At 51.7% G+C, this 25,348-nt stretch carries 29 protein-coding genes; 21 read left to right on the forward strand and 8 right to left on the reverse strand.

Annotated features, from left to right (window positions below):
- Positions 1–24: 24 nt before the first annotated feature.
- Positions 25–942, reverse strand: coding sequence for a hypothetical protein (locus tag I4W93_RS15830; RefSeq protein ID WP_205311768.1), 918 nt, complete (start codon positions 940–942; stop codon positions 25–27).
- 169 nt (positions 943–1,111) lie between these two features.
- On the opposite strand from I4W93_RS15830, the gene I4W93_RS15835 reads away from it, so the two are divergent.
- From I4W93_RS15835 to I4W93_RS15935, 21 genes are read left to right on the forward strand one after another with little or no spacing between them, the layout of a single operon-like run.
- Positions 1,112–1,819 carry a beta-ketoacyl synthase chain length factor gene (locus tag I4W93_RS15835; RefSeq protein ID WP_205311769.1) on the forward strand — a complete coding sequence of 236 codons (708 nt, stop codon included), beginning with the start codon at positions 1,112–1,114 and terminating at the stop codon, positions 1,817–1,819.
- 3 nt (positions 1,820–1,822) lie between these two features.
- Positions 1,823–2,584 carry a lysophospholipid acyltransferase family protein gene (locus tag I4W93_RS15840; protein WP_205311770.1) on the forward strand — a complete coding sequence of 254 codons (762 nt, stop codon included), beginning with the start codon at positions 1,823–1,825 and terminating at the stop codon, positions 2,582–2,584.
- A 2-nt stretch (positions 2,585–2,586) separates the two neighbouring features.
- The gene (locus I4W93_RS15845; RefSeq protein WP_205311771.1) at positions 2,587–2,844 is read left to right on the forward strand and encodes a phosphopantetheine-binding protein; all 258 of its coding nucleotides are present in this window, start codon (positions 2,587–2,589) and stop codon (positions 2,842–2,844) included.
- 14 nt (positions 2,845–2,858) lie between these two features.
- Positions 2,859–3,107 carry an acyl carrier protein gene (locus I4W93_RS15850; RefSeq protein ID WP_205311772.1) on the forward strand — a complete coding sequence of 83 codons (249 nt, stop codon included), beginning with the start codon at positions 2,859–2,861 and terminating at the stop codon, positions 3,105–3,107.
- Positions 3,107–3,661, forward strand: coding sequence for a COG4648 family protein (locus tag I4W93_RS15855; RefSeq protein ID WP_205311773.1), 555 nt, complete (start codon positions 3,107–3,109; stop codon positions 3,659–3,661). The genes I4W93_RS15850 and I4W93_RS15855 overlap by 1 nt, the downstream gene beginning before the upstream one ends.
- Positions 3,642–4,994, forward strand: coding sequence for an AMP-binding protein (locus tag I4W93_RS15860; protein WP_205311774.1), 1,353 nt, complete (start codon positions 3,642–3,644; stop codon positions 4,992–4,994). Before I4W93_RS15855 ends, I4W93_RS15860 begins: the two co-directional genes overlap by 20 nt.
- On the forward strand, positions 4,987–5,343 hold the full coding sequence (locus tag I4W93_RS15865) for an ApeI family dehydratase (protein ID WP_205311775.1): 357 nt from the start codon (positions 4,987–4,989) through the stop codon (positions 5,341–5,343). The genes I4W93_RS15860 and I4W93_RS15865 overlap by 8 nt, the downstream gene beginning before the upstream one ends.
- On the forward strand, positions 5,336–6,073 hold the full coding sequence (locus I4W93_RS15870) for a glycosyltransferase family 2 protein (RefSeq protein ID WP_205311776.1): 738 nt from the start codon (positions 5,336–5,338) through the stop codon (positions 6,071–6,073). The genes I4W93_RS15865 and I4W93_RS15870 overlap by 8 nt, the downstream gene beginning before the upstream one ends.
- Entirely contained in the window at positions 6,028–7,056 is a 1,029-nt protein-coding gene (locus I4W93_RS15875) for a lysophospholipid acyltransferase family protein (protein ID WP_205311777.1), read from the forward strand. Before I4W93_RS15870 ends, I4W93_RS15875 begins: the two co-directional genes overlap by 46 nt.
- Positions 7,053–8,657, forward strand: coding sequence for an HAL/PAL/TAL family ammonia-lyase (locus I4W93_RS15880; RefSeq protein WP_205311778.1), 1,605 nt, complete (start codon positions 7,053–7,055; stop codon positions 8,655–8,657). The genes I4W93_RS15875 and I4W93_RS15880 overlap by 4 nt, the downstream gene beginning before the upstream one ends.
- A complete protein-coding gene (locus I4W93_RS15885) occupies positions 8,644–9,054 on the forward strand; it encodes an acyl-CoA thioesterase (protein ID WP_205311779.1) in 411 nt (136 codons plus the stop codon). The genes I4W93_RS15880 and I4W93_RS15885 overlap by 14 nt, the downstream gene beginning before the upstream one ends.
- Positions 9,051–9,581: an outer membrane lipoprotein carrier protein LolA gene (locus tag I4W93_RS15890; RefSeq protein WP_205311780.1), complete on the forward strand. Its 531-nt coding sequence runs from the start codon at positions 9,051–9,053 to the stop codon at positions 9,579–9,581. Before I4W93_RS15885 ends, I4W93_RS15890 begins: the two co-directional genes overlap by 4 nt.
- Positions 9,574–11,826 carry an MMPL family transporter gene (locus I4W93_RS15895; protein ID WP_205311781.1) on the forward strand — a complete coding sequence of 751 codons (2,253 nt, stop codon included), beginning with the start codon at positions 9,574–9,576 and terminating at the stop codon, positions 11,824–11,826. Before I4W93_RS15890 ends, I4W93_RS15895 begins: the two co-directional genes overlap by 8 nt.
- Positions 11,813–13,054, forward strand: coding sequence for an NAD(P)/FAD-dependent oxidoreductase (locus tag I4W93_RS15900; protein ID WP_205311782.1), 1,242 nt, complete (start codon positions 11,813–11,815; stop codon positions 13,052–13,054). The genes I4W93_RS15895 and I4W93_RS15900 overlap by 14 nt, the downstream gene beginning before the upstream one ends.
- Complete coding sequence (locus tag I4W93_RS15905; RefSeq protein ID WP_205311783.1) at positions 13,036–13,608, forward strand: DUF3261 domain-containing protein; 573 nt, start codon at positions 13,036–13,038, stop codon at positions 13,606–13,608. Before I4W93_RS15900 ends, I4W93_RS15905 begins: the two co-directional genes overlap by 19 nt.
- A complete protein-coding gene (locus I4W93_RS15910) occupies positions 13,605–14,792 on the forward strand; it encodes a beta-ketoacyl-ACP synthase (RefSeq protein WP_205311784.1) in 1,188 nt (395 codons plus the stop codon). Before I4W93_RS15905 ends, I4W93_RS15910 begins: the two co-directional genes overlap by 4 nt.
- Positions 14,789–15,241, forward strand: a complete 453-nt coding sequence (locus tag I4W93_RS15915) for a hotdog family protein (protein ID WP_205311785.1) — start codon at positions 14,789–14,791, stop codon at positions 15,239–15,241. Before I4W93_RS15910 ends, I4W93_RS15915 begins: the two co-directional genes overlap by 4 nt.
- A 2-nt stretch (positions 15,242–15,243) precedes the next feature.
- Positions 15,244–15,966: a 3-ketoacyl-ACP reductase FabG2 gene (locus I4W93_RS15920; protein WP_205311786.1), complete on the forward strand. Its 723-nt coding sequence runs from the start codon at positions 15,244–15,246 to the stop codon at positions 15,964–15,966.
- On the forward strand, positions 15,966–17,195 hold the full coding sequence (locus tag I4W93_RS15925) for a beta-ketoacyl-ACP synthase (RefSeq protein ID WP_205311787.1): 1,230 nt from the start codon (positions 15,966–15,968) through the stop codon (positions 17,193–17,195). Before I4W93_RS15920 ends, I4W93_RS15925 begins: the two co-directional genes overlap by 1 nt.
- A complete protein-coding gene (locus I4W93_RS15930) occupies positions 17,196–17,999 on the forward strand; it encodes a MipA/OmpV family protein (protein WP_205311788.1) in 804 nt (267 codons plus the stop codon).
- Positions 17,992–18,423, forward strand: coding sequence for an excinuclease ABC subunit A (locus tag I4W93_RS15935; RefSeq protein ID WP_205311789.1), 432 nt, complete (start codon positions 17,992–17,994; stop codon positions 18,421–18,423). Before I4W93_RS15930 ends, I4W93_RS15935 begins: the two co-directional genes overlap by 8 nt.
- A gap of 56 nt (positions 18,424–18,479) precedes the next feature.
- Here I4W93_RS15935 and I4W93_RS15940 read toward each other — a convergent pair whose 3' ends face one another.
- The 7 genes from I4W93_RS15940 to cysD all read right to left on the reverse strand — a co-directional run bounded on the left by I4W93_RS15940 (position 18,480) and on the right by cysD (position 25,348).
- The gene (locus I4W93_RS15940) at positions 18,480–19,124 is read right to left on the reverse strand and encodes an START domain-containing protein (RefSeq protein WP_205311790.1); all 645 of its coding nucleotides are present in this window, start codon (positions 19,122–19,124) and stop codon (positions 18,480–18,482) included.
- A 5-nt stretch (positions 19,125–19,129) separates the two neighbouring features.
- On the reverse strand, positions 19,130–19,825 hold the full coding sequence (gene rsuA, locus I4W93_RS15945; protein WP_205311791.1) for a 16S rRNA pseudouridine(516) synthase RsuA: 696 nt from the start codon (positions 19,823–19,825) through the stop codon (positions 19,130–19,132).
- A gap of 68 nt (positions 19,826–19,893) precedes the next feature.
- Complete coding sequence (gene cysQ, locus I4W93_RS15950) at positions 19,894–20,661, reverse strand: 3'(2'),5'-bisphosphate nucleotidase CysQ (RefSeq protein ID WP_205311792.1); 768 nt, start codon at positions 20,659–20,661, stop codon at positions 19,894–19,896.
- Positions 20,661–21,257 carry an adenylyl-sulfate kinase gene (gene cysC / locus I4W93_RS15955; protein WP_205311793.1) on the reverse strand — a complete coding sequence of 199 codons (597 nt, stop codon included), beginning with the start codon at positions 21,255–21,257 and terminating at the stop codon, positions 20,661–20,663. The genes cysQ and cysC overlap by 1 nt, the downstream gene beginning before the upstream one ends.
- 13 nt (positions 21,258–21,270) lie before the next feature.
- Positions 21,271–22,992 (reverse strand): SLC13 family permease, encoded by a 1,722-nt coding sequence (locus tag I4W93_RS15960; protein WP_205311794.1) that lies wholly within the window; start codon positions 22,990–22,992, stop codon positions 21,271–21,273.
- Positions 22,992–24,437 carry a sulfate adenylyltransferase subunit CysN gene (gene cysN, locus I4W93_RS15965; RefSeq protein ID WP_205311795.1) on the reverse strand — a complete coding sequence of 482 codons (1,446 nt, stop codon included), beginning with the start codon at positions 24,435–24,437 and terminating at the stop codon, positions 22,992–22,994. The genes I4W93_RS15960 and cysN overlap by 1 nt, the downstream gene beginning before the upstream one ends.
- Positions 24,437–25,348, reverse strand: coding sequence for a sulfate adenylyltransferase subunit CysD (gene cysD, locus I4W93_RS15970; RefSeq protein WP_205311796.1), 912 nt, complete (start codon positions 25,346–25,348; stop codon positions 24,437–24,439). Before cysD ends, cysN begins: the two co-directional genes overlap by 1 nt.

A 25,348-nucleotide genomic window follows, 5' to 3' on the forward strand; every position in this document is an offset into this window, starting at 1 on the left:
GCTGTTATACTCAGGTTTAGCAGGCTATTCACCGGATGGCGCAGCGAAATAGCGTTTTTGTATCGCGATCCGCTGTTTGGTTAGCGGCGCCAATAATTTTTTCGCTAAAGCCGTAACCGGTACAACGGTAACAATCAGTGTTAGTAAAAAGCAAACATAAACCATTAAACCCGCTTTACGACGTAAGCTGTTTTCTGGCCCCAGTTTGCGTAATAAGCGCGCCCAGATACTAAAACTATGATTACCCACCCGCTCACTAGCGATCAGTTTCTCATTTATCGTTACCGCCTGTAGGCCTTGCAACATTGGTGCTGTAATGGCCGTGTTATCTACTTGCAGACGCTGCTTAATGCGCTCACCAAAGCGGCTAGCCGCGGCAATATCCTGCTCGCTGATACCGGCTTTGGGCAACCAGCGCCGGGCTTGTTGTTTACCGGTAAACATCCACATGGGTGTAGCGAGAAAACTGGCCGCACTGCCGCATTTATCTACCAGCGCAATATTGTCGACTAAACGGGCTTGCAGCCGTTGTAAGTGCAGCTTTACTTTTTCTTGCGCCATTAACCACATATTGCGACAGCCAATCAGGGTAACTACCGGCGTGTCAGCAAATAACTGTTGCGCCAGCGAGCTTTGCAAAAAGCTACTAACCGGTAACGACGGCGCTAAAAACCAGACTTGATAAGCCAGAATGATCAGATCGTATTTATCTGCCAGATCCCGGTCTGGCGCTTGCAATGGTTGCGGAATTTGCAGCACCGTTTCCGGAAATACCGTAAAAAAGCGTACAAAAGGCCAGGGAAAGGGGTAAGGCGTAACGGGTTGCAGGGCGAGAAAATCCAGTTGTATATCGGCCTGATGCTGTAAAGGTGCACAGACCGAGCCTACCAGTCGGTTAAGCTGGCCGGTTTGTGAGTAATGAATTACCAATACTTTACGCATCAGAAAGGCGCCCGCGTTACATATTAAAGCGCGGATTTTGCACGCTAAATGCAGCAGGGGTCAATCAATAATGATAGTCGCTTTTTTTAATTTACTTTATACCCACACTTTATATATGATACGCCGTTTTTAGTAGCGAAATTCGTAACGTGCCGGGTAGCAACTTGTGATGGAATTTTTCTTAACCGATTGGGCGGTATGGACACCGGACTCAACCCAAGGCGATACCGGCTTGGGTGCGCAACCTATGCCCGAGTTAACCCAAGTACCGGCCATGACGCGCCGCCGTTTAAGTAAACTGACCAAGTTAACCTTTGACGTTGCGTTAGCCGTACAACCGATTGATGATACGTTGGCATCGCAGCAATCGATCAGTACTATTTTCGCTTCACGCCATGGCGATTTACACAAAACCCTCGGTTTGCTACAGCAGGTCGCCCAGCAAGAAGCCCTGTCACCCACCCAATTTGCCTTGTCAGTACATAATGCCATTAGTGGCCAGTTAAGTTTATTCAAGCAAAACCGTGCTGACACTAATGCCATTGCCGCTGGCGCCGACAGCCTGCATTATGCCGTGTTGGAAGCCGCCGCCCGCTTGCAAACCGAACCTGAGCTTAGTCAGATACTGGTACTGTACGCCGATGAGCCTGTGCCAGAAGTGTATCAGCCGTTTTGTCAGGACCCGGCTCAACCAGTGGCGCTGGCGTTGTTGCTAAGCCGCAACCAGGGTGAAAAGATGCACTTTGTCCGCCACAGTGCACCAACGCAGTCAGCTTCGACGCAGCAAGTGCTGCAATTGCTCCCCTTGCTGCAACAACAATGCAGCACAGTCAACATCGCTGGCCGCCAGTGCCAGTGGCACTGGCAACGGGGCTAACATATGCAAACATTGAATCACTGGTACCGTATCCTGGCGACAGGTTTTTGCTTCGTTGCTTTTGGCGTAGGCGGTGTCTTACTGTCGCTAACTGTACTGCCGCTGCAACGCTTAATGATCCGCGATAACGAGCAACGTAAAAGCCGCGCGCGTCATACGGTGCATCTTACCTTTCGCAGCTTTATTAAGCTGATGCAGTGGGTGCGCATATTTAATTTTGACTTCACCGCTGAGCAAGCGCTGCGTCAGGCCCGCGGCCAAATTATTATTGCCAACCACCCGAGTTTAATTGACGTGGTGGCGCTGATTTCGATGACGCCAAACGCCGACTGCGTGGTAAAAGCCCAATTGTTTCGCAACCCCTTTATGCGCGGCGTCATTAGCAGTACCGGCTATATCAGCAATGCCGATCCCGATCAGTTGCTGGATGACTGTGCCGCATCGTTGGCACAGGGCAGCAACCTGATTATTTTCCCGGAAGGTACCCGCAGTAAACCCGGCCAGCCGCTGCAGTTTCAACGCGGAGCGGCTAATATAGCGCTGCGCTCCGAAAGTGATTATCTGGCGCTGCGTATCAGCTGCCAACCCAGCACGCTAACCAAAGAAGAGCAGTGGTATAATGTGCCTCAGCACAAGCCAACACTGGCGATACACGTTATTAAACCGATAGCAGTACAACGCTATCGTAATCTGTCGTCCCCTTCACTGGCTGCGAGGCAGCTGACAAGGGATTTACAAGATTTTTATCAGCAGGTATTGAGTTAACTATGGACGCTTTAAAACACGAATTGAAACAACTGATCATCGAGACGCTGGAGCTGGAAGATATTGCGCCGGCAGATATTGATGACGACGCGCCCTTGTTTGGTGACGGTCTGGGGCTGGATTCTATCGATGCATTAGAACTGGGCCAGGCGTTAAAGAAAAAATATCAAATCAAACCCGACGCCAACGCCGAACAAAATAAGCAGCACTTCGCCAGCATCAGCAATCTGGCACTTTATGTGCAGCAACAACAGCAGTAACCGGAGCCGCAATAATGAAAACAAAACAGGACATCTTCGTCGTATTACAACAACTGATGGTGAAGGAATTTGAATTAGACGCTGAGCAGGTGCAGCTAGAGGCCAATCTATATGAAGATTTGGATCTGGACAGCATCGACGCCGTTGACCTGGTGGTAAAACTGCGCGAGCTTACCGGCAAGAAAATCGAGCCCGATGCGTTTAAAGCGGTGCGCACTGTTGCTAACGTGGTTGACGAAGTTTACGCCTTAATCGACGCCTGATGCTGCAACATCCTTTAGTTAAAGCCCTGTTGCAACTGGCTCTGCTGGCGTATCCCTTTTACATCTGGTGGGCTATAACACACTGGCATCCAGCTGCCGCTTTAGCGCCGCTGGCGCTATTGGCGCTGGCAAAAGCCCTATTTGGCCAAAGCCCGCTGTCGCAGCGCGGTTTTTTTTTACTCAGCGCGATAGTGCTACTGGCTGCCAGTATACTCGGCAAGGCAGAGCAAGCGATGTTGTATTACCCGGTGTGGGTTAACAGTGGCATGTTGTTGCTGTTTGGCTGGTCATTGCTCTACCCTCCGACGGTAGTAGAACGGCTGGCGCGCTTGATCGACGGTGAACTGGACGCTAAAGGTGTAGCCTATACACGCAACGTTACTCAAGTTTGGTGCGCCTTCTTTTTGCTTAACGGCAGTATAGCGGCGCTGACGGCCTGGTGGGGTGACTGGGACCTGTGGGTATTATACAACGGCTTTATTGCCTATCTGTTAATGGGTTTACTAATGGCCGCAGAATGGCTGGTAAGACGTCGTGTTAGAGCAAAAAAGTAGCTATTGGCTACTAAGCTGGGCATCGGCACAGCAACTTATAGCGCTGGACGATGCTGGCCAGCGTTATAGCTATAGCCAGTGGTATCAGGCAGTGCAGCAGTGCTACCAGCATATCCAGCAGCAGGACGGTGACACTGTGCTGCTATATCAACCGGATGGCCTGCAATTTAGTATCTGGTTAATTGCACTGGCGCTGGCCGGTAAACATATAGTGCTGTCTGCTGATGGCCAACCCGCCACTCTGGCCTTGGCGGCCAGCCATTGTGACTGGCAAGCAACGCAGCATTTTAGCTGTTTAGAGATCGCCGTCTCGATTACTGCACCACCGCAGTTACAACTGAGCTTAAGCCCGCAGTGTTGTGTCAGCTTTTTTACCTCAGGCTCCAGCGGAACTCCCAAACTGATTGGCAAAACCTTGTCGCAGTTACTGCGTGAAGTACAAACCCTGCAACAACAATTTGCCGCCCAGTTGCAAAGCGCCACACTGGTAGCGGGCACGGTGTCTGGCCAGCATATTTATGGCTTGCTGTTCCGTTTGCTTTGGCCACTGTGCGCCAACCGGCCTTTTTATTGTCAGCAGCTTAGCTACCTTGAACAATGGCAAGCGTTACTGCAGCAACACAAGGTCATTTTTATTGCCAGCCCGGCACATCTGGCCCGCTTTGACGATATTGCTAAGCTAACAGCTAACTCGGCCAGTATTAGCGCTATTTTTAGCTCTGGCGGGCCTTTGGCAGATGAGGTACCGGCACGCTATGTTGAGGCTTTGGGCCAGGCGCCGATAGAAGTGTTTGGCAGTACTGAAACCGGCGGTATTGGCTTTCGCCAACGCCAGAACAGCCAAAACTATTGGCGCGCTTTTGCCGGTGTGCAACTGACCAGCGACGAGCGTGATGCCTTAGTACTGCAGTCTCCGCATCTGCCCGATCAGACGCCGTATCAAACCGAAGATAAGGTGCAACTATTGCCAGATCAGTGTTTTATCCTGCTTGGCCGGCTTGATCGCATTGTAAAACTGGAAGAAAAACGTTTGTCTCTGCCAGAGCTGGAGCAATTCTGCCAGCAAAGCGAATGGGTTAATGCCGCCGCCGCGCTGGTATTAACGCAACCCAAAGTCCAGCTGGCACTGGTACTGGCATTATCAGAAAGCGGCCAGCTAGTGCTGCAAACGCAGGGCAAGCTGGCACTAAATCAGCTACTAAAACAACATTTGTTGCAACGCTTTGAACGGGTACTACTGCCAAAGCGATTTCGTTATCTGACGGCGCTGCCGTACAATGCCCAGGGTAAATTACCCCGCGCACAATTGGAGGCGCTGTTTCACCATGACTAAGTTATTTCCTACGCTGACGCTGATCAGCCAAACTGAGCAACAGCTCAGCCTGCAGCTGGATATCAGCGCCGATATTCACTGGTTTGCCGGCCATTTCCCTGACGCGCCGGTACTACCAGGCGTAGCGCAGCTGGATTGGGCCGTACATTACAGCCGGCAGTACTTTCCATCACTGCAGCAGCTACAGGCGGTAGAAGTGTTGAAATTTCAGCAAATGATACGGCCAGGGCACCAATTACTGCTGGTGCTTGAACGCAGTGCCGAACACACGACGTTGTTCAGTTATAGCCGCAACGGTGAAAAAGTCGCGTCTGGCCGCTTAAAGTGGAGCCCAGCAACTGATGCGTAATTGCTTTGTCATTCCAATTTACAATCATCATGAAACCATAGCCGCGACTGTGGCAGCGTTATTGCCGTATCAGTTACCGCTGATTATTGTTGATGATGGCTCGGATCTGCCCACAAAACAGGTGCTGGCGCAACTGGCTCAGCAGCACAGTTTGATACAGCTGCTGACACTGGCGGAAAATGGCGGCAAAGGAGCAGCGGTAACAGCCGGCTTGCGCCATGCACTGCAGCTTGGCCTTAGCCATGCGCTACAAATTGACGCCGATGGCCAGCATGACACTAAAGATATACCGGCATTTTGGCAGCTATCAGCAGAGCAGCCACTGGCACTGATCAGCGGTGCACCGCTTTACGATGATTCTATGCCACGCAGCCGTCGTATTGGTCGGCATATCACGCACTTTTGGGTACACATAGAAACCCTGTCGCGTGATATCAAAGATTCTATGCTGGGGCTGCGGGTCTATCCACTAACAGCAACCGTCGCATTGTTGGACCAGGTAAAACTGGGCCAGCGTATGGATTTTGATATTGAAATTATGGTGCGCTTGTACTGGCAAGGTGTAGTGGTGCAGTTTCTTCCCACTAAGGTTATTTACCCGCAAGGCGGCCGCTCGCATTTTAACCTGCTGCGTGATAACTGGTTAATCAGTAAAATGCATACCCGATTGTTTTTTGGCATGATATGGCGCGCACCCAAGTTACTGTGGCGCAAATGGCAGCGCGTATGACCTCACCTAAAGCCAGTCACTGGGCAAAAAAGCAGGAAAACGGCAGCTATCTGGCAATCTGGTTGCTACTACGACTTTATCGCTTTGGTGGCAAATATGTCATTTTGATCGTGCTGGCGCCGGTACTGGGCTATTTTTTTCTGAAAGACCGCAGTGCCAGAACTGCATCAATGCAGTTCTTACAACAAGTGCATAGCTATAAAGGCACTCAGAGCCCATTTGCACAGCGCCCGGGTTACTGGCGCAGCTACCAGCATTTTTGGCAATTTGCCATGGCAGCACTGGCAAAAATTGACGGCTGGCTCGGCCGTATTCCTGTCGGTAGCGTTAGCTATGAAGGCAGTGTCAGTTTTGACAATATTATACAAACCGGTAAGGGCGCTCTAATAATTGGTAGCCATCTGGGCAATCAGGAAGTGTGCCGGGCTTTAGTGCGCAGCAAATATACAGTGCGGATTAATGTGTTAGCGCATACGCAGCATACTGCGGCATTCAACCGCATACTGAAAGAAAGCAACAGCGACGTTGATCTAAACCTGATTGAAGTGACGGAGTTAACCCCAACGGTCAGCGTTATGCTAAGCGAATGTATTGAACGCGGTGAGTTGGTGGTGATCGTCGGCGATCGTATTTCAGCACAAGCGCCTGAGCGCGCGGTCTGGGCTGACTTTCTCGGTAAACCGGCGCCTTTTGCTATTGGCCCCTGGGTATTAGGTAGCGTACTACAGTGCCCGGTATATCTGATGTTTTGTATGCGGCAAAAAAACGGTTACAAGCTGATATTTACTCATTTTGCCGAGCAGTTGCAGCTGCCACGTAAAGAGCGGCAACAGGCGTTACAATCTACAATACAGCAGTATGCGCAACAACTGGAGCAGGTAGCTTGCCGCTACCCGTTACAATGGTTTAATTTTTATGACTTCTGGCACCTACCCACGCCCAGTCAACAAAAAGCCCAGTCAACAGAAGGAAACGCCAGGTGACAGCAGTACTTGAAGCCGGTTTATCACAGCCAGCACAACACGATCAGGCCAGCATTAGTTTTGGCAATGGCCGCATTAGCATTGCGCAGATTAATGCGATTGCCCGTCAGGCTACTCCGGTAAACCTGAGCGACGACGCCCACTTTGCAGAGAAAATTAACGCCGGCGTGGCCTTTTTGGACAAGCTGCTAAAAGAAGATGGCGTGATTTACGGTGTTACCACCGGCTACGGCGATAGCGTTACGGTGAAAGTGCCATTAGCGCAGGTGTATGAGCTGCCTATTCATCTAACCCGTTTTCATGGCTGTGGCCTGGGCGACTACTTTAGTAAACAGCAAGGCCGCGCCATTTTAGCAACCCGGTTATGCTCGCTTAGTCAGGGCTATTCCGGCGTTAGCTTTGAGCTGCTTAATCTGCTGGTGGCATTTTTAAATCATGATATTGTGCCGCGTATCCCTGAGGAAGGCAGTGTCGGTGCCAGTGGCGATTTGACACCACTTTCTTATATCGCTGCGGCCTTGATTGGTGAACGTGAGGTGTATTATCAAGGCCAGATACGGCCTTCTGCCGAGGTGATGGCAGAATTAGGCCTAACCCCGGTCACCTTACGGCCAAAAGAAGGTTTGGCCATTATGAATGGCACTGCGGTGATGACGGCGCTGGCCTGTCAGGCGTACCAGCGTGCTGAATATTTAACCCGTATGTCCAGTCGCATTACGGCACTGGCCAGCCTGGCGCTGCAGGGTAATAGTCACCACTTTGATGACATTTTATTTAGTGTTAAGCCGCATCAGGGCCAGAACCAAGTAGCAAGTTGGATCCGCAATGATTTAAACCATCATGAACACCCGCGTAATTCCAGCCGTTTACAAGACCGCTACTCTATTCGCTGCGCACCGCATATTATCGGCGTGTTGCGCGATGCACTACCATGGTTTAAACACACCATTGAAAATGAACTGAATAGCGCCAACGACAACCCCATAATCGATGGTATTGGTGAGCACGTGCTGCACGGTGGCCATTTTTACGGTGGCCATATTGCCATGGTAATGGACACGATGAAAACCGCCGTTGCCAATCTGGCCGACTTGCATGATCGACAAATGGCACTGTTGATGGACACTAAGTTTAACCACGGCCTACCGTCTAACTTATCGGCCGCCAGTGCTGAGCGACGTTACATTAACCACGGTTTTAAAGCGGTGCAAATTGGCTGCAGTGCCTGGACCGCCGAAGCATTGAAGCTAACCATGCCGGCCAGTGTGTTCTCGCGCTCTACCGAGTGCCATAATCAGGACAAAGTCAGTATGGGCACCATAGCAGCACGCGACTGCTTACGGGTGTTGCAGCTAACTGAGCAGGTAGTGGCAGCGTCCTTACTGGCGGTGCAGCAAGCCGTGCAATTACGCATTGCCCAGGGTGAGCTGTGCTTTAGTAGTTTAACCGCCGAGCTGCAGCAGATGCTGCACAGTTTGCAGCAACAGCATGCTGTAGTAGCCGAAGACCGGCCACTGGAGGCCGAATTGCGCCAGTTAGTGGCGCAGTTACAACAGCAGCACTGGCCGCTGTATACGGAGAGCAACGATGCGCAGTGCTGAAATCATTATTGATGTGCCGTTTTTTGATGTCGATGCCATGCAGGTCGTGTGGCACGGTCATTATGTAAAGTATCTCGAAGTGGCCCGCTGCGAGTTATTACGCAGCTTCAACTATGACTACACCGATATGTCAGCCTCAGGCTATATGTGGCCTATCGTCGATCTGCAGATTAAGTATGTCGGGTCGGCCTTGTTTGCCCACAAAATTAAGGTGAAGGCGACACTGAAAGAGTGGGAAAACCGGTTGAAGATAGACTATTTGATCACCGATGTAGCCAGCGGTAAAAAGCTAACCAAAGCCAGCACGGTACAGGTTGCAATTGATATCAATAGCAAAGAAATGTGTTTTGAAAGCCCAGCGGTGTTGTTTGACAAACTTGGGCTACCACAACCATGATTCGCCTGGGCTGTGTTCTACTGCTGGCCTTGCTATTAATGCCGGCGCAGGCCACTGACAGCCAGGCTCTGCTGCGCTTTAAACCCTTGCAGGGCCAACTAAGTTTCAACCAGAGTAAACAGCTACAAGGCTTACCGGTGGCGCTGAAAAGTAGTGGCTATATTCTGCTGCAAGACGGGCAATTGCTGTGGCACACCACCACGCCGGTCGACAGTAAACTATTGGTTAGCCCGGCCGGCGTCAGCCAGTGGCAGCAACAGCAGTATGTTGCTGTAGCTGGCAGCGAGTTTGTCGGCCAGCTGATGCTGGCCGTATTGCAACAGCAGCATCAGTTTATTAACGACCACTTTGCCCTGAGCGACGCTGACAACGATTGTCAGCTGTTGCAACCTTTGCAGGCACCACTGAGTAACCTATTTGTGCAGATCCGCCTATGTGGCGAGGCGACACTGCAGCGAATTGTGCTGCAGGAAAGCAACGGCAACAGCACAACCATTGACTTACAACCAGAGGCCAACCTTGACTAAGCTGGCCCGTCTGGCGCCATATAGCTGGCTGGCCATTATTATCTGCTTACTGGCCTATCTGTTATTGCAGTTACCGCAGCGGCAATGGAGCAGCAGCATCACCGCGTTGCTGCCCACCTCCGCCGAACCCTGGCAGCAACAATTGCTAACACAGGTGAACAGCAGCCGGCAGTTAACACTAAAGTTATCTGGCCTGGCTTTGCCGCAGTTACGTCAGGCTGCTACCAGCTTGCTGCAACAGCCCATTCAGGGGCTAAGCTGGCATCAGCCGGGCACGATGTTAACTCAGCTACAACAGCAGTATCAACAGCACCAGTCTTTGTTGCTTTCACCACAAACCCTAGACTTGCTGCAACAAGGCCAATACCAGCCCTTAGTAGATGCTGCCTGGCAACGGCTATACAGCCCGGCACCGCTATTGAGCGAGGCGCTAAGCCAAGACCCGCTATTGCTAACTCAGCAGTTTATGGAACAACAAACGGCTGGCAAGCTAATGCTGCAGCAAGCCTGGTTTGAAACGCGGCAGGGTGATGCCGTAGTGCTGTACGCAGAAACCGCCACTGACCCGTTTGACCGCGTGCCGGCCAGCGCTTTGCAACAGCAACTGGCTCAGCAGCTTAGCGCACTTAGTGCGCAATGGCCGCAGCTGCATATAGCCCGCAGTGGTGTGTTATTTCATGCGGTGCACGCCAGCGCCAACGCCAGTTTTGAAATGCAGTTTTATGGCACCATCTCGCTACTGGCCATTCTGCTGTTACTGGTATTCAGTTTCCGCAGTGCCCGGCCATTATTGCTGGCTACTGTCGTACTGCTACCAGCGCTAATAGCCGGCTTAGCGGCACTGCTGCTGGTATTTCAGCAACCACATGTGCTGGCATTGGTATTCGCCACCACATTAATTGGTATCGCGATAGATTATTCGTTTCATGGCATGCTGGCTGCCAATCAGGCTAGAAGTACTTTTAGCGCTATGCTGCCCAGCCTGGCGCTGGGCTTGTTAACCACGCTGCTGGGCTATCTGGCACTGCTGTGGTTGCCCTTTGGCTTACTGCAGCAGGTCGCGGTGTTTATGCTGGCTGGCCTGGTGGCTGCCTTTATCAGTGTCTGGCTGCTGTTGCCGCTGCTGCTGGCACCACGACAACTGCATAACAGTTACTGGTTACAGCATAGCTGTGCCCGTATTACGCAAGGTTATCAACGCGCGACAGCGTTATGGGTATGGCTGATTGGTCTAAGTGCTAGTGCAGTAGTCGTGTTTTTGCTGCTACAAGGCCGTTTTAGCGACGATGTCCGCTTATTTAGCCAAAGTCCACCCGGTTTGCTGCAGCAGGAAGCCGAAGTTCGCGCCCTGGGAGCGCAACAATGGGACAGCCGTTTTCTGGTATTGCTGGCTGACAGCACCGAACAAGCACTGGCACAAGAGCACGTTTTGCAAAGCACCTTAACGCAATGGCAGCAGCAAGGTTGGTTTGCGCGCTGGCAAGGGCTAAGCCAACAACTGACATCACAGCAACAACAGGCCGCCAGCCAACAGTTACTGCAACAAGCCTATCAAAGCCCGGCGCTGCAAACTTATTTATCGCAGTTGCAACTGCAGGCACCGTCGGCACGCACAGACTGGTTAACCACGGCTAACTTTACTTCACCCTTGGTAAAGCAGCATTTTCGCGTCGGAACGCAAACGGCAGCTATTGTGCTGTTGCAGCAGGTAAGCGAAGCGGCGTTGCTGCAACAGGCGGTGGCGCAGCTGCCAGCGGTATACTTGCTTGATCCAATCGCTGACACCAATAGCAGCCTGCAGCAGCTACGCAGCCAGCTACTTACCTGGCTGCTATTAGCATTATTACTCAGTATTGCGGTGCTAAGCTGGCGGCGGGGCATTAAAGCGGCATTGGCCAGCGCATTGCTGCTAACGCTGGCAATAGGCGCCGCGCTGTGTTTCAGCTTATGGCGGCAACAACACCTTAATGTGTTTAATCTGGTGGCGGCGTTGTTAGTATTGGCTCTGGCATTAGACTATGCCGTATTCTTTACCTCTACCCTGCATAAAACTGAAGTGATGCAAGCGGTATTGCTGTCGGCTGCCACCAGCTGCCTGGCTTTTGGTATGCTGAGCTTCAGCCAAACGCCGGCCGTTGCTAGCTTTGGTTTTACCGTGTTTTCCGGCGTGGCGCTGTCTGCATTGTTGGCGCCGCTATTAACCCTGATCTGCCACAAGGAGGCTGTTTCTGGTGGAACACTTTGACGTAGTGATTATTGGTGCCGGCCCATCTGGCGCCTGCGCCGGTGCCTTGCTAAGCAAGGCCGGGAAAAAAGTATTGTGTGTTGAAAAGCAACATTTTCCGCGCTTTAGCATTGGCGAAAGCTTGCTGCCGCACTGCATGCAGTTTCTGGCAGAAGCCGGGTTAGAGCACGCCGTGCAACAACAGGCAGCCGCAAACGGCTTTCAGTTTAAAAACGGCGCGGCATTTTTGAAAAATGACTTTCGCACCGCCTTTGATTTTACAGACAAATTTAGCCCCGGCCCCGGTACGACCTTTCAGGTAAAAAGGGCCGCCTTTGATAAAATTCTGGCCGATGCTGCGGCAGAACAAGGTGTGCAAATACGTTACGGTGTAACCGTTAACCAGGTTGATATTAACGCGCCCGAGCGCACGGTGCTTAACGTTAGCGACGACAACGGCCAGCAGTATCAACTTAGTGCTGGCTTTATGTTGGATGGTAGCGGCTTTGGCCGGGTATTACCTCGGCTGTTAGATCTGGAGCAAGCCTCTGATTTCCCGGTGCGCCAAGCTAGTTTTTGTCATATCCGCGACAACATTAGCGATCAGCGCTTTGATCGCAACAAAATTCTCATCACGGTGCACTCTAGTCTGCCGGATGTCTGGTTTTGGTTGATCCCGTTTAGCGACGGTACCGCCAGTTTAGGTGTCGTGGCGAAGCAACAACGCTTTGATGCCGCGCTGAGTGCTGCTGATAACTTATGGCAACATATCAACCAGACACCTGAACTTGCTGAGCTACTGGCCAAGGCCGAACCGATTAACCAAGCGCAAAGCTTAACCGGTTATTCTGCTAATGTGCGCAGCCTGCACGGCAACCGCTTTGCGCTGCTGGGTAATGCCGGCGAGTTTCTTGACCCGGTGTTCTCCTCTGGCGTTACCATAGCGCTACGCTCTGCGGCGATGGCGGTGCCTTTGGTGCTTCGGCAGCTGGCTGGTGAAACGCCGGACTGGGAAGCAGAATATAGCAAGCCACTGCGTAAAGGCATCGACACCTTTCGCACCTTTGTTACCGCCTGGTACGACGGCCGCTTTCAGGATGTCATTTTTAGCCGGCAGCGGCAGGCCAAAGTCACCGCTATGATTAGCTCAATTCTGGCCGGCTATGCCTGGGATCAGACTAACCCCTATGTCGCTGAACCCGAACGGCGGTTAAATGTGTTAAGGGAATTATGTCTGGACGCAGAGTAATACTGGCTATCTGTATACTGCTGCTCGGTGGCTGCCAAAACTGGCGGCTGCCCGCAACAGCAGGCTGGGTAGCACTGGATGATGGCCACTATCAATTAGTCGACTACTGGCCCGGCGCACCACAGCAACTGATGCAGCAACTGAGCTGGCAAGATGAAACGCGCCAGCAGCAATTTCTACTCACAGCATTGCTGCAAGCGGAAGGCTACCTGCTGGTCGCACTATCGCCACTGGGGCATGAAATGTGGCGCTTGCAATATCAGCGCGGCCATCAGCTAACGGTCTCCGGTATGGCGCCATTTAATCAGCCGGAATTTGCCAGCCGGCTATTAGCCGAAATGCAATTGGCACTGCTGCCGCAGCCATTGTTGCACAGCCGTCTACAAGCACTTAGCCTGCGCCAGCAAGACGGCCAACGTCAGATATTACGTGATGATGGCTCGGTGTTAATGACTATCACGCAGGCTGGTCAGCTACAACCGGGTAAGCAGATCCAGCTAAGCAGTCAAACTTATCAGTTACAAATTAATACCTTACAGCAGGATCTGTTATGACAACATTAAGCAGCCTAAGCGCTCTGGGTCTATGTTGCGCACTGGGCAGCAACAAAGCTGAAGTGTGGCGTAATGCCATGGCCGGCAGCCAGGCCGGCATGCGGCAACGCTCCGATTTACTTGCCGCTGGTCAAAGTGTCATTGTTGGTGAAGTCCGTGCCGCACTGCCTGATCACAGCGCTTGGCCCATGTATTACCGTACGCGTAATAACCAGCTGGCCGCATTAGCCTTTAGCCAAATTGCTGACGAGGTTGCCGCTTTACGCAGCCAATTTGGTGCTGAGCGCATTGCCGTTATTATTGGCAGCAGCACCTCGGGTATTGCTGAGGGTGAGCAAGCATTAGCGTTGCAGATGCAGCAACAGCAGTTCGCGCCAAATTTCGATTATCAGCTGCAGGAAATGATGGCACCGGCTGAATTTATCAGTTGGCTGGCGAATGTCAGCGGCCCAGCCTATGCCATTTCTACTGCGTGTTCGTCCAGCGCCAAAGCGTTAATCAGCGCACAAACTTTGCTACAAGCGGATTTGGCAGATGCAGTGATTGTTGGCGGTGTCGATTCGCTGTGTCAGTTGACATTGCGCGGCTTTGCAGCGCTGGAAGCGGTATCAACCGGTTTATGTCAGCCTTTTAGTGCCAACCGTGATGGCATCAATATTGGTGAGGCTGCCGCGTTATTTATAATGCAGCGTGGCAACTGCGGCATTGCCTTGCTCGGTGGTGGCGCTAGCAGCGATGCGCATCATATGTCCGCACCACAGCCACAAGGGCTGGGCGCCATAAGTGCTATTAACCAAGCCTGCCAGCGCGCCGGTATTAGCCCGCAGCAACTGGATTATATTAATTTACATGGCACCGCTACTGCATTAAATGACAGCATGGAAAGTGCTGCACTGGCTGCGCTTGGTCTGCAGCAGGTAGCGGCCAGCTCCAGTAAGGGCATGACCGGCCATACACTGGGCGCGGCAGGCGCAATTGAAGCCGCACTATGCTGGTTGATGTTGTCCGATTATAATCCGCAGCATTATTTGATCCCACATTGCTGGGATGGCGCAGCAGACTTGCAACTACCGCAGCTAAAGTTGGTACAGCAAGGCCAGCAGCAAGCTGTACGGTATTGTTTATCAAACTCTTTTGCTTTTGGTGGCAACAACGTCGCGTTAATATTAGGAACCACAGCATGATAACGGGTTACCCGATAGCACAGGTACTGCCGCATGCACAGCCAATGATCCTGCTTGATGAATTTATTGAAGCGGGTGCCGAGCATGCTGTATGTAAAGTTAATATAAATGCCCAAAGCGCGTTTTTTGATAGCCATAATCGCTCTGTGCCAGCCTATGTCGGCATTGAATATATGGCGCAAACCGTAGCAGCCTATGCTGGGGCGCATAAGTTGGCCGCGGGTGACAGTGTGCGGCTGGGCTTTCTGCTGGGCTGTCGCAAATATCAGCCAGTCGTACAGGCCTTTGCCGAAGGTGCCGAACTTAGTGTCAGTGCCAGCAAGGTGGTGATGGACGAGTCGGGTCTTAGTGTGTTTGACTGCAAAATTTCGCAGCACGGCGAAGTGCTGGTAAGCGCCAAGCTTAACGTGTTTGAACCGGAAGATTACCGGGTTTGGTTAACGGAGTAACAATGAAACGAATATTAGTCACCGGCTCAGGCCGCGGTATTGGCAAAGCCATCGCCTTGCAACTTGCCAAAGACGGTTTTGACATTGCCGTGCATTGTCGCAGCGATCGCGCCAGCGCTGAGGCGGTAGTGAGCGAAATCCAAGCATTGGGACGCCACGCCTGCATACTGCAGTTTGATGTGGCTGATCGCGCCGCTGCCCGCGCTGCACTGGAGCAAGATATTGCCTGCTATGGCGCCTATTATGGTGCAGTATGCAATGCCGGCATTACCCGTGACGGGGCCTTTCCGGCATTGAGCGAAGATGACTGGGATAGTGTGATCCACACTAATCTGGATGGCTTCTATAATGTACTACATCCGCTGATAATGCCGATGATTCAGCTACGCAGCGGTGGCCGCATTGTCACTATCGCCTCAGTATCCGGCATAGCGGGCAACCGCGGCCAGGTAAACTACAGTGCTTCTAAAGCCGGCTTAATTGGTGCCACCAAAGCGCTGGCGATAGAACTAGCCAAACGCAAAATTACCGTCAACTGTGTAGCACCAGGTTTAATAGATACCGATATGCTGCAAGACGTGGCGCAGGAAGAGCTGATGAAAATGATCCCGTTACGCCGCGCCGGCAGTGCTGCCGAAGTTGCTGCCACCGTGGCCTTTTTATGCTCTGAGCCAGCCGCTTATATCACGCGGCAGGTTATTTCAGTTAATGGCGGGTTAGTCTGATGCAGCGGGTCGTTGTAACTGGCATGTCAGTTGTTACCGCTTTAGGTGATAACTGGCCAGAATTTAAGCAAGCATTACAGCAAGGCCGTAACGCTGTTGCCGTGATGCCAGAGTGGGACTTGTACACCAACATGAGCACCCGGTTAGCCGCGCCGGTAACTAATTTTGCCAAGCCAGCACATTATTCGCGCAAATTAGTCCGTTCGATGGGCAGGGTGTCCTTAATGGCAACCCGCGCTACCGAATTGGCACTGCAGGATGCCGGCTTACTTGACCACCCGGCACTGACAGATGGCCGCTGCGGCATTGCTTACGGCTCGTCTACTGGCAGTACAGAGCCGGTATTGGCGTTTGGCCGCATGATGGCCACCGGCGATATGACCGGCGTTACAGCCACCAGCTATATCCAGATGATGGGCCACACCACAGCAGTAAATGTCGGGGTGTTTTTTGGCATTAAAGGCCGGGTGCACACTACCAGTTCAGCTTGTACTTCGGGATCGCAAGGTATTGGTTATGCCTATGAAGCCATAAAATATGGCAAACAATTGCTGATGGTCGCCGGCGGCGCCGAAGAGTTGTGTCCAACTGAGGCAGCAGTTTTTGACACCCTGTACGCCACCAGCACAAAAAACCATACGCCCAAATTGACACCACGACCGTTCGATGCCGGCCGCGATGGGCTGGTGATAGGCGAAGGCGCTGGCACCCTTATTCTGGAACAGCTGGAACATGCACTGGCGCGCGGTGCCACTATTTATGCGGAAGTGGTGGGCTACGGTACTAACTCTGACGGAGTGCATGTTACCCAACCCACCGACAGCACCATGGAAACCGCCATGCGACTGGCGCTGCAAGATGCTAACTTACCCGCCACGGCCATTGGCTATATCAATGCCCATGGCACCTCAACCGACCGCGGTGACATCGCCGAAAGCCATGCCACTGCCAGGGTATTTGGTCCACAGCAGCCCATCAGCTCGTTAAAAAGTTATCTGGGCCATACGCTGGGTGCCTGTGGAGCCATAGAAAGCTGGGCCAGTATAATGATGCAGCGCGACAATTGGTTTGCTCCTACGCTGAACCTGACACAGCTTGACCCTGCCTGCGCCGAGTTAGATTACATCCGCGATAGCGGTCGCCAGCTACACACCGACTACGTGATGAGTAATAACTTCGCTTTTGGCGGTATTAATACTTCACTGATTTTTAAACGGTGGCCTGATTAGATGCGCTGGTGCAGCATTATAGCACTGTGCTGTATTACTGCGTGCTGGCATGCCAGTGCTGAGCAGGCAGCCTGGCAATTAGGTGTCGGCGTGGCTTACAGCCAATTACCTGATTATCCGGGCGCTGCGCAACAACAGCAATATTTGCTGCCATTTCCCTACTTTACTTACCGTAGTGACAAGCTGAAATTAACCCGTTCTGAAGCGCTGGGGCAGCTATTTTCCGTCGGCAAGCTGTCGCTAAACCTGAGCCTGGCCGCAGCTTTACCGGTTAACAGCGACGACAATATTGCCCGCCAGGGTATGCCAGATTTGCTGTGGCTTACCGAAATTGGTCCAACAGCAGATTATCAGCTGCTTAAAAACGACCAGCAACAGCTGCAACTACGCCTGCCGCTGCGCAAAGCCATTGCCACCGATCTGCGGCACTGGCATGATGCCGGCTGGCGGTTGGAACCGCAGCTGCGTTGGCAGCAGAAATTGGCCGCTGAGTTGCAGTGGACCAGCCAGCTGACAATGAACTGGAGCACCAACAATTATCACCAGCGTTTGTACGGCGTAAGCCCTGCTTTTGCTACTGTAGAACGGCCACAGTACGCTGCCCGCTCTGGTTATGCCGGCTGGCGCTGGTCAAATGGTGTTACCTGGCAACATAAACGCTGGTGGTTGGGTGCTTTTATCCGTTACGATAATCTACAGGGCGTCAGTTTTGCCGATAGCCCTTTACTTCAACGCCGGCATAACACCAGCTTTGGTGTGGCACTGGCATGGATATTTAACCAACAAGGACATTATTATGAATAAAGTTTTAACCGTACTGGCACTATCTGCCACAGTAATCAGTGGCGCAGCGCAGGCCCGCAATGACGTACTCAACTTGCCATTAGCTGGCATTATCGGTACAGATAAAGCAAAGCAGGCGTTGATTGACGTACCGTTTTACTTCGCTGGCCAAGACCATCCCGCCGTGAGCAATAACTGGGGCGACATCAGCACTAATAAAAAAACCAATGCTGTCGGCAAATCGGATGATGAAGCTTGCCAGTGGGTACTGTTGTCTGCCATTAAAGCACTGCAAGAAGCGGCGAAAAAGCGTGGATATGATGCGGTAGTTAATATCCGCTCAAACTATAAGAACAATGAATTTAGCAGCGCAACAGAATTTCAATGTGGTGCCGGCAATATCATGGCTGGTGTGGCACTCAAGGGCGAGCTGGTCAAGTTTTAAAGACTTTTGTTCAGTAAAACGTCTTAACAAGGGCCGGCACTTTTATTGCCGGCTTTTTATTTTGCAGGTAAAAATGCATCTACCAAGCCTGGATAGGGCCGCTGGTAGTCCGGTAATGTTTTCTGCAGCTGTGAAAAGGTTTTTAGTAATGATTTCAGCGCGACTTTATCAACGATAAAATGCGGTAACTTACCACTCGGGTCAGCCTGGCCATGATACTCAATTTTCATCCGGCCATTGGGTAGTGGTGTCAAGGTCCACTTTGCCTGCACCTGCTGCATACGGACGTAACCCTGCACCTCGGGAAAATGCTTGCCCATATCGGTAACCACCATAGTCAAGACACCGCTCGCGGCGTCTTGCTGCCACACTGACTGTGTCACCATATCCCGCTTCGACACCGGCCATATGGCGCTAAAATAGGTGTGCACTAGGTGAGTATTGGCATCTGGCTGGCCCAGCAGCTGAGCTTTTTCGGTATTCGCAGCCCATTTGGTGATATGTGCTGTGTCTTCCAGCAGATGCAAAAAAGACGCTGGCGTTGCACTTACTTCAGTTTGGGCTTTAACTTGCAGCAGCTTATCGGCATTGTGACGATATTCTACCCGGGTTTCACCAACCGCTTTATATAGCTGCCATGCAGCACTTTCGGCCGCACTTGTCAGGCAGACCAATAATAAACTACAGAGTAAAAGGCGCATTGCCGTTATCCTTTTAACAGCGCCAGCTGTTCAGCAGCTAGCTGTCGGTACTCACCCTCGGCTAAGTCATCTGGCAGCTGCAAGCCGCCGATTTTCTCGCGATGTAACTTCTCTACCTTGTTGCCGATAGCGGCAAACATGCGCTTTACCTGATGGTAGCGGCCTTCGTGAATGGTAAGTAGGGCTTCAGTGTCGCTAATTATTTCCAACTCAGCTGGTAAGGTGACGTTTTTCTCGTTGCGCAGCATTACGCCTTCGGCAAATTGCACAATCGCTGCGGCAGGGATTGGATCCGCTGTCCAGACGCGGTAGGTTTTCGCCACATGATGCTTGGGGCTACTGATGCGGTGTGACCATTGGCCATCATCGGTTATCAACACTAAACCGGTGGTGTCTAAATCCAGCCGGCCAACAGTGTGCAGTCGCTCAATTAACGGCTCGTCCATGAGGGTAAATACGGTTGGGTGGTCTGGGTCTTCAGTAGAGCAGATATAGCCATCCGGCTTGTGTAGCATAAAATAGCGCAGACCAATTAACTGCAGCTGTTCGCCGTCGAGGCACACCACATCGCTATCTTTTACCTGCAGGGCTGCTTGCTTTACCTGCTCACCATTAAGGGTTACTAATTTTTGCCGGATCACTTTGCCGGCCTGACTGCGGGTTAAGCCGGTGCAGTCACATATAAATTTGTCTAAACGCATAAGTCACCTATTTTTGTTGCGCCTAGTGTAACCAATTTCTATGTGGCAGTCGTTAATTCAGTGCGATTTCATGTAGTAAGCGCCGACACGATAAAATTGGGGTTACGTAGGTTTTCACGCTGGTACACCCGGTTGCTTATGCCATCAAAGCTGACACTGGCGCCCGCTTCTAATGCAATAACGTGCCCGGCACCGGTATCCCATTGCATTGTCGGGCCAAAGCGCGGGTATACATCAGCGCTACCTTCGGCTACTAAGCAAAACTTCAATGAGCTACCGACCGGCACCATTTCATGTTGCCCAAATTGCGCCAGATAACCGGCTAAATCCGGGCTGGGGTGACTGCGGCTACCGACGACCTTAACCAACTGCTGCGCGCTGGCGCTGTTTGCCTTAATAGCTGTCACGGCGGACTGTTGTTTTAAAAACGCGCCTTCGCCTTTAGCGGCATAGTAGGTTTTTGCCAATACCGGCGCATGAATCACCCCCAGCACCGGCTCGCCGTTTTCGATAAGTGCGATATTGACGGTGAATTCGCCGTTGCGCTTAATAAACTCTTTAGTGCCATCCAGTGGGTCTACCAGCCAGTAATGCTGCCAGTGTTGGCGGATGTCCCAGCTGATATCAGCGGCTTCTTCTGACAAAATCGGCAGCTCTGGCGTTAATGCCGTTAACGCCTTAACAATTAACTGGTGCGCAGCTAAATCGGCTGCTGTCAGCGGTGAGTCATCCGCTTTGCCGGTGATATTAAAAGCGGCGTTGTCTTGCTGATATACTGCCAGGATAGCCTGACCGGCTTGTTCGGCGATATCAATAATGGCCGGCAAATAGTTCATTAGATGATCTCCCGCTGCTTTAGCAATGCCAGCAGTTGCTGCACGCTATCTTGCAGCGGCGTTGCGGAGGTGTCCAGCACTAGATCGGCAGCTTCTGGCGCTTCGTACGGATCAGATATACCGGTAAAGTGGCTGATTTCGCCGGCGCGGGCTTTTTTATACAAGCCTTTTACATCGCGCTGCTCGCACACCGCCAGCGGGGTGGCAATATGCACTTCAATAAATTTGCCCGGCGGAATAAAGCTTTTTACCAGCTCACGCTGATTGCGGTATGGCGAAATAAACGCACTTAACACCAGCAAACCGGCGTCTACCATTAAACCGGCTACCGCACCCACCCGGCGCAGGTTTTCAGTTCTGTCTTCAGCGCTAAACCCCAGGTCGGCACATAAACCGTGGCGAACGTTGTCACCATCCAGCAAATAAGTGTGTTTACCCTGCGCGACTAACGCCTGCTCCAGGGCATTAGCGACGGTAGACTTACCCGAACCGGATAAACCGGTAAACCAGATCACCGCGCTGTTATGGCCAAATAGTGCCTCACGGTTGCTTAGGCCAATATCATGTTGTTGCCATTTAATATCAGTATTTGTCATTGTTCTTGATCACTTAAAACGGATAAATCAGTGGTAAAAATATTAACACTACCGCACCGTATACTAATGCCATCGGTACGCCGAGGCGAATATAGTCGCGTAGCTGATAATTGCCAGCCGAGTAAACCATCAGATTGGTTTGATAGCCAAACGGCGAAATAAAACTGGCAGATGCACCAAAAGCGACCGCCATAAAAAACGGTACCGGATCGACGCCGAGGTTTTGCGCGATAGCATAGGCGATGGGGAACGTAAGCGCTGCTGCAGCATTATTAGTTACCAGCTCGGTAAACAGCCAGGTTACAACAAATACCGCCACTAACGCGCCATAGGCACCATAACCATCTACCAGGGTAACTAAGCCGTTAGCCACCTGCGCAGCTACACCGGTTTGGATCATTAACTGAGCAATACCTATCGCTGAGCCAACAATCACCCACAGTTCGAGTGGAAACCGATTTTTAATTTCGTTAACGCTGACAGCGCCGCCCATAACATAAGCCAATAGCAACACCGGCAGGCTTTTAATCAATGGCAGCACGTCTATCAGTGACAGGGTCAGCGCCAAAACAAACCCAGCTAACACCCAATGACTGCGTCGCTTTGGCAACGGTGTGGCGATAGACAGGCCATTGACGTAAATAAACTCCTGGTTTAATTGATGCTGGCCGGGAAAATGTTTACCTACCGATAAAATCAGCACGTCACCGGCATGCAGCATTAAATCACCCAAGCCGCCCTGCAGCCGCTCATGGCCACGGCGCACAGCAATTACAACGGCGTCATACTCATGCCGAAAGCGAATTTGCTTCAGGCTTTTGCCAACCAACCGTGAGCTGTAACTTAATACCGCTTCCAGCAGCTCGCCCTGTTGCTGATCCTGACGTAATAGCTCCAGACCAGGAAACTGTTGCAGCCGCGATACCGCCTCAATATCACCAACAAAACGTAGCTCATCACCGGCGCTGACAACGGTATCCGGCGTCACCGGGCAAATACGCTGGTTGCCGCGTTGAATTTCGGCCAAATACAAGGCTTGCAGTTCACGCAGTTGGTTTTGCTCTACTGTTTTACCAATAAGCTGGCTGTCGTCGCGAACATGCGCACTTAGGTAGTACGGTGTGGCCTGCTTGCTCTGCTTGCTGTTGTCTGGCAACCACCGGCTGCCGATTATCAGCACCACAACACCGGCAGCCAACACCAGCGCGCCTAGCAAAGTAAAATCAAAAAAGCCCAAGCCGGCATGGCCTGTATCCTGCACAAAGCCGTTGACGATAAGATTAGTTGAGGTGCCAATTAACGTTAACATGCCGCCTAAAATGGCGCTGTATGACAACGGCAACAGCAGCTTGGACGCAGAAAAATGGTTGTGATGCCGCAGTGTCGACATTAATGTAGACACCACCGCTGTATTATTTATAAACGCCGACATTAACGCACTGGACAAGCTAAGCCGGGCAATCACACTGCTTAAACGCCTGCCCTGAAACCCCCTGCTTAACCAGCTAACTAATTGCGACTTTTCAATGCCAATTGACACCAATAGCAACAGTAGTAGCGTAATTAATGATGGATTGGCGAAATTTTGCAGGGCCACATCCAGCGGCAACCAGCCCACCAGATAACTGGCTAGCAAAGCGCCGCCAAACCATAGCGCTGGTGAGCGTTTGCTGAAAACCAGCGCCGCCACCAATGCCAATAGCAGCAGGATCACACCATACTGCTGATAAGCCATCAGGGTTTGCCCTTAAACAGTTCACGCACGTCACGCGCACCCCAGTGTGGGAAATGCTTGCGGATCAACGCGTTCAGTTCTTGCTCAAAAACGCTGATATCGGCGGCTACAGGTTTTTCCTCTGCCAACACATTCTGAATTAAGCCAGCGGCTACCGTGGCATTACTTAAGCGGTCGATAAGAATAAAATTACCGGTACCGGGTTGGTTTTTAAAGGTGTCCAACGGCAGGGTTTCGGTTAACTCTAACTCAACCAGGGCAATGTCGTTCATCGCAACCTGCTCGGCGGCTTCTTGCGCCAAGGTGTTAATATTAACTTTATGATTTAACCGGTTAATACTGACACTACTCTTACGCGTTGCCAGTTTTAAATCGTACAACCGGCCGGGTTCAAGCGGCTGGTCGTTAAACCACACCAGATAAGCCAGTGCACGGTTGGTCAGGTTAACGCTGTCTGTCGACGGCACCAACCAGTCGCCACGGCTAATATCAATCTCATCGTTCAGTGTGATGGTAATAGCCTGGCCCGCTGTTGCCGAAGGTTGCTCACCTTCAAAGTTAACAATTTGCTTAATGGTACTTTTTTTGCCCGATGGATAAGCGGTAACGGCCTGGCCCACGGCTAAACGGCCGCTGACCAGCGTGCCGGCAAAACCACGAAAGTTTAGATCTGGCCGGTTCACATACTGCACCGGAAAGCGCGTAGCTGCGCCGCCGTACTGCGGTATTGGCAGCGTTTCCAGCAATGGCAACAGTGCCGTGCCGGTATACCAGGGCATGTTGGCTGATAAGGTTAAGATGTTTTCGCCTTTTAACGCGCTCATGGGTACTACGTCTACCGTTGGCACCTGCAGCTGCGACATTAATGCCTGCACGTCCTGCTTAATGGCGTTATAGGTGGCTTCGTTGTAGCCGACGATATCCATTTTGTTTACCGCAACGATTAAGTGCTTAATGCCTAGCAACGAGCAAATAAAACTGTGGCGGCGGGTTTGCGTTTGCACACCATAACGGGCGTCAATCAGCAAAATCGCCACGTCGGAGGTAGAGGCACCGGTAGCCATATTACGGGTATATTGTTCGTGGCCTGGTGTGTCTGCCAGAATAAACTTACGCTCAGTGGTAGAAAAATAACGGTATGCCACGTCTATCGTGATGCCCTGCTCGCGCTCGGCCTGCAAACCATCGACCAGCATTGCCAGTTCCAGCTCGCCGTCGCTATTGCGGCCTTTGTGGTCGCGTTTTAATGCGTCTAACTGGTCATCATATAATTGCTGGCTGTCGTGCAGCAGGCGGCCAATTAGGGTGCTTTTGCCATCATCAACGCTGCCGCAGGTTAACACCCGTAGCAAGCCTTTATCCTGGTGCTGTTGCAAATAACCACGAATACCTAAACTGTTTAGCTGCTCGTTTAACGAGGTCACTGTAGTATTTGTTACCGACATCAAAAGTACCCCTCGCGTTTTTTCATTTCCATGCCTGACTGATCCTGGTCAATAACCCGGCCCTGGCGCTCCGACGTGCGGGCGCGCAACATTTCTTCTACTATGCCTTCCAGCGTGTCAGCGGTTGACTCAATAGCGCCAGTCAATGGATAACAGCCCAGGGTGCGAAAGCGTACTGATTTCAACTCGGGCGTCTCGCCTGGCTCTAATGGCATGCGCTCGTCATCTACCATAATTAGTGTGCCGCTACGCTCTACTACCGGTCGTGGTTTGGCTAAATACAGCGGTACTATGTCTATGTTTTCCTGCAGGATGTACAACCAGATATCCAGTTCAGTCCAGTTTGACAGTGGAAATACACGGATACTTTCGCCTTCGTTGATAGCGCCGTTATACACATTCCACAGCTCTGGCCGCTGGTTTTTCGGGTCCCAACGGTGGTGTTTGTCACGGAACGAATACACCCGCTCTTTGGCACGTGATTTTTCTTCATCGCGTCTCGCACCGCCGAAGGCGGCATCAAAACCGTATTTGTTCAGTGCCTGCTTCAGGCTTTGTGTTTTCATTACGTCGGTGTGTTTGGCGCTGCCATGAATAAAGGGGTTAATATTCATCGCTAGCCCTTCCGGGTTTTTATGCACCAGCAGCTCAAAGTTGTACTCTTTAGCTAAGCGATCGCGAAACTCGATCATCTCGCGAAATTTCCAGTTGGTATCGACATGCAGCAGCGGAAACGGAATTTTTCCAGGTGCAAAGGCTTTACGGGCTAAATGCAGTAAAACTGACGAGTCTTTACCGATTGAATACAACATTACCGGCTTTTTAAATTCAGCCGCCACCTCACGGAATATATGGATGCTTTCCGCTTCAAGTTGCTGCAGGTGTGACAAAGCGCCTGTTAGTTCAGACAT

It is taken from the genome of Rheinheimera maricola (assembly GCF_016918075.2).
Classification (GTDB): Bacteria; Pseudomonadota; Gammaproteobacteria; order Enterobacterales; family Alteromonadaceae; genus Alishewanella; species Alishewanella maricola_A.